Raw genomic sequence first — 3,754 nt, forward strand, 5'->3', positions numbered from 1 at the left:
ACAAGTAGTATAGGTCAACCCTTTGCCTGTTTCTTCGTACGCATCTTTCCATTTAGCCAAAAAGTGATTAAACACAAAGCGAGAGCAACCGATGGTTTTAGCAATTAAAACCTCTTGGTTTTTGTTAGGGTAAATACGAAATTTATACGCTTTATGAATAAGCATTGCTTTTCACCCCCCCTTTTTTACATACACTAAAAATATATAAAAATTTAGTAAGTATATCAACAATATACTAGGAAGGTGCTGAGGTGATTGGAGCGAGTACCTAAACTAATTAAGTTTCCAATAGATTTAGTAGTAGAAATCGAAAAGTACCAAAAAGAAAATTACATCTCAAGTTTCTCTGGTGCTGTATATGAGTTAATACGAAAAGGCTTGAGTAAATGATGAAATACGTTTCTGAAAATCACAGTAAGCATTTACTCATGTGCCACTTGATATTTGTTTGTAAGTATCGGAAAAAGCTACTATCAAAAGTAGGTCATGAAATAGAATCTGGCAAAAACATAGTGAGTACCTTTCTCAACATTTTTGGAAGGAACGAACTTTCTCGAGTGATGGATATTTCTCATGTAGCATTGGAAATGCTAGCAAAGAGACTATTCAACAATACATTCAAACATAAGGTAGTCAGGGCTTACATCCCCTAGCCTAAAGGCATAGGGGTTTTACGCCCAACCCAATAAAGTGAATCTCTTGCACATCGACCCGAGGATCCAACCTTTTCAATACCGTGTCTTCATATAAATGATACGTACTATGATAATGTTCCGTTTGTGAAAACAAGATAAAATCACAAATATTGATCGTAATCGTCGGACGAAGATTTTGATAGCCTTGACCACGAATCAACTGTGAAGAAAACAAGCGCGACCAATAATACAAGGTGCGTTTCACCATATCATCTTGATTGGCTACCTGCATTTCAATATTGATCAGCTCATCAGCCTGTGTCAATACAACTATGTCTAAACGAGATTGTTTGTCACGCTCGTACGTCCCTCCTACTTCTTGCCCTCGAAAGACAATCTCTTTGATTATATCGCGACCTGTCCTCTGCAAAATCGCATTCAAAAATACGACCGTACTTTCTTTATTTTTCTCGCTTCCAAACAATTGTTTGAATGCGTAATCTATTTTTAAATCCATTAACTTCTCTAAAGGGATTCGCCGTAAAGCACGTTTACTCATCTCATCATCTCCTCTGTTGCATTTCGGGATGACTTCGATTTTCTCACTCTTTTTTAGACAAAAACCATCTGATTCACTCAAGTATACCTTTTTTAACATCCGTATATATCCATATTACACCATGGATTTTAATCGTGAGAATATTAATGAAGTCCATTCCCTAACGAATGAATATCCAAATTAGCCGATTCTATCATTTGGAATCACTACTTCAACCGAGGAAAAAAGGAACATTAGTTCTCATTACAAAAAATTTAAAACAAACGGGCAAGAGTAAAACACCGCTTTTAAATAATAATTCCCAAAATTAAAAATTCCACTTAATAATCCTTAGATTTCATCTTTAGCTAGATGAGTTGTAAAGAGTTAAATCAATTATAAAATGAAAAAGTAGAGTGGATCCATTACAGATTCACTCTACTTTGGACACCTATTTCACCGGTATCATTATATTATTCGATTTGCTCACCAACAAAATAAATATTATGATTGATTATAAAAATAAAAGTATAGCTGACTTATCACGAATCAACGATACTTTTTCGATTATTTTATCACAGGATTCAATTTATCGCAGGTACAATCAATCAGATAAGCACAACTACTTATCTCGATTAGTACGTCACCGCTAAAAGCTCTTCTTTATCATTTAACATTTCTTTTATGTTTAAATGTTGACTTACTTCTCCCACAATGGAAATATTAACTTTCCGATGTGCAACCGCTTGCGGGTAAATGGCCTTTACTCTCGCTTTATAGTTACAACCTTTTACGATTACTTCAAACATCCAGCCACTATAAAAAGCGGGAATAAAACCTAACTTCTTCCCATTCACCGACATTACGACAACCGCTTTATGGTCATACTCATTTCCAGGATCTACTGAAAATTCGACACTATCGCCTACCTGTAGCTGATTGATTACCTGACTTCCATCATAGTAGCGCCATCCCGCTACAAAGAAATCTAAATTAAAGTAATGATTTTCAACCAAGATGGGTGAAACAAACTCATAAGAGTCGGTGGCTAAAATTCCACCTGTTGCTCGTAAAACATCCATTTTTGTACATTCTGGTGAAAGCCCCAAATCTCGGAGAATAGATTGATAGTCGGGTCTTCGAGTGTCTGGTAAGCGTCTTGCAAATGGTCCAAAAAGGGTTGAAGAAGTATACGTTTTATTAATGTCTGGGAATGCTAAATGAGGCCGATACCCATTGTCCATCGCTTCTGCTAATTTTCTTCTATATCCTTCTGTTTCGTATGAAAATGTATAGATGTCATTTTCATAACGTAAACTGCCCACGTGATAACGTTGTCGTGTTTTAACATTTTGCCAAACTAGCCATAGTTCAAATGGTCTCTTTCTCATGCTTTCACGCCACCTTCATACAATTCTTCTACGTAAGCACGAAAGTTCTTAGAGATTGTTCCTACTACACCTGCATGTTCAGCTAACTTTACCTCAGCTGTATGAAAACCTATCCTCTTCCCTACTTCACTAGCGATAAATTCAGCCCAATGACCACCCGTTCCTTCAGTAGGTATCTTGAAAAGATGCTTTATGGGATTTTCAGAATCTGTTCCTGGTTCTAGCAGCCAAAATTTCGAACGGGTACCTGAAGCCTGACTTTTCTCATCTCGTTTCCAGAGCGAGGTATCGATCATTTACATCGCCCCTTCCACAAAATTGTTATTATCTTCAAGTATACCGTTTTATAGCTCCCTTGTCATCCACAACACAATAAAGCCACCATGAAGAATTAATATTTTCCTGATTAATCAAACCTTCTAACAAATTATTAAATAGGTGTAAGTGTCAGGCACCGATATTTATTCTCAAGTTACATTTGCTTAAAAACTTCTTTTAGCTCTTGCGGATTCATTTGCCTCACCTCTTTAACATATTTTTGAACGTATACTATAGGTCAATTATTATGAATTTTTATTACTAAAAAATATAATAAATTACATAAATATTTAAAAATACAAATAAGCTGTTTATAGCAGAATGAGCATGAACAGTTCGATAGCTTATGTATAGACACAAAAATAGCCATTTGCCAACATCTCGAAAATCACATACACTCTCGATGATTAGGAAATCAAATAGAGAGAGGTGTACAAGGAGATGTTAACAATGGCCGAAATTAATGATATTAGATACGAAACAAATACCAAAGGAAAATCCTGTTCATCTATAGTGAGTCCATTCCAAAAACGAATGAATATCCAAATCATTTTCACAACTGAGCAAGTTAGTGCTCTTCATCGATAGCACGATTCGTCTTTTCCATTCGGTCACGCTTCAACTGTTCAACGATGGCGCGTTCAATAAATTCATCCGCTGTATATCCTTGTCGCTCACAATAATTCAACATCTCATGTCGAATCGTAGCTGTCAGTTGAACAGGAAACGCCCCTTGTAACATTTTTCGCATCATGCCGAGATGCTCTTCTAAACCATGAAACAGTTCGTTTTCATTCAAGCGTTGGTGAGTAGGAGGTTGATCGAATTCAAACGCGGAGAAATCTAACTTGTCCACTCGCTCATACCGATGC

5 protein-coding genes and 1 pseudogene are annotated in these 3,754 nt (G+C 36.3%); 1 reads left to right on the plus strand and 5 read right to left on the minus strand.

What is annotated here, in order from left to right:
- Positions 1 to 165: helix-turn-helix domain-containing protein (locus VIG73_RS13385; RefSeq protein ID WP_331642847.1), on the minus strand; the 165-nt coding region annotated here is incomplete at its 3' end.
- A 224-nt stretch (positions 166 to 389) separates the two neighbouring features.
- Here VIG73_RS13385 and VIG73_RS13390 point away from each other — a divergent pair.
- Positions 390 to 628 (plus strand): annotated as a pseudogene (locus VIG73_RS13390) (transposase).
- A gap of 26 nt (positions 629 to 654) precedes the next feature.
- Here VIG73_RS13390 and VIG73_RS13395 read toward each other — a convergent pair.
- From VIG73_RS13395 to VIG73_RS13410, 4 genes are all read right to left on the minus strand, one after another.
- Positions 655 to 1,194: an Rpn family recombination-promoting nuclease/putative transposase gene (locus tag VIG73_RS13395; protein WP_331642839.1), complete on the minus strand. Its 540-nt coding sequence runs from the start codon at positions 1,192 to 1,194 to the stop codon at positions 655 to 657.
- A gap of 614 nt (positions 1,195 to 1,808) precedes the next feature.
- Positions 1,809 to 2,564 carry an HIRAN domain-containing protein gene (locus VIG73_RS13400; protein WP_331642841.1) on the minus strand — a complete coding sequence of 252 codons (756 nt, stop codon included), beginning with the start codon at positions 2,562 to 2,564 and terminating at the stop codon, positions 1,809 to 1,811.
- Positions 2,561 to 2,860 carry a hypothetical protein gene (locus VIG73_RS13405; RefSeq protein ID WP_331642843.1) on the minus strand — a complete coding sequence of 100 codons (300 nt, stop codon included), beginning with the start codon at positions 2,858 to 2,860 and terminating at the stop codon, positions 2,561 to 2,563. The genes VIG73_RS13400 and VIG73_RS13405 overlap by 4 nt, the downstream gene beginning before the upstream one ends.
- Positions 2,861 to 3,450: 590 nt before the next feature.
- The coding region (locus tag VIG73_RS13410; RefSeq protein ID WP_331642845.1) for a hypothetical protein at positions 3,451 to 3,754 on the minus strand (304 nt) is incomplete at its 5' end.

It is taken from the genome of Cerasibacillus sp., from assembly GCF_036516575.1.
GTDB lineage: Bacteria > Bacillota > Bacilli > Bacillales > Amphibacillaceae > Cerasibacillus.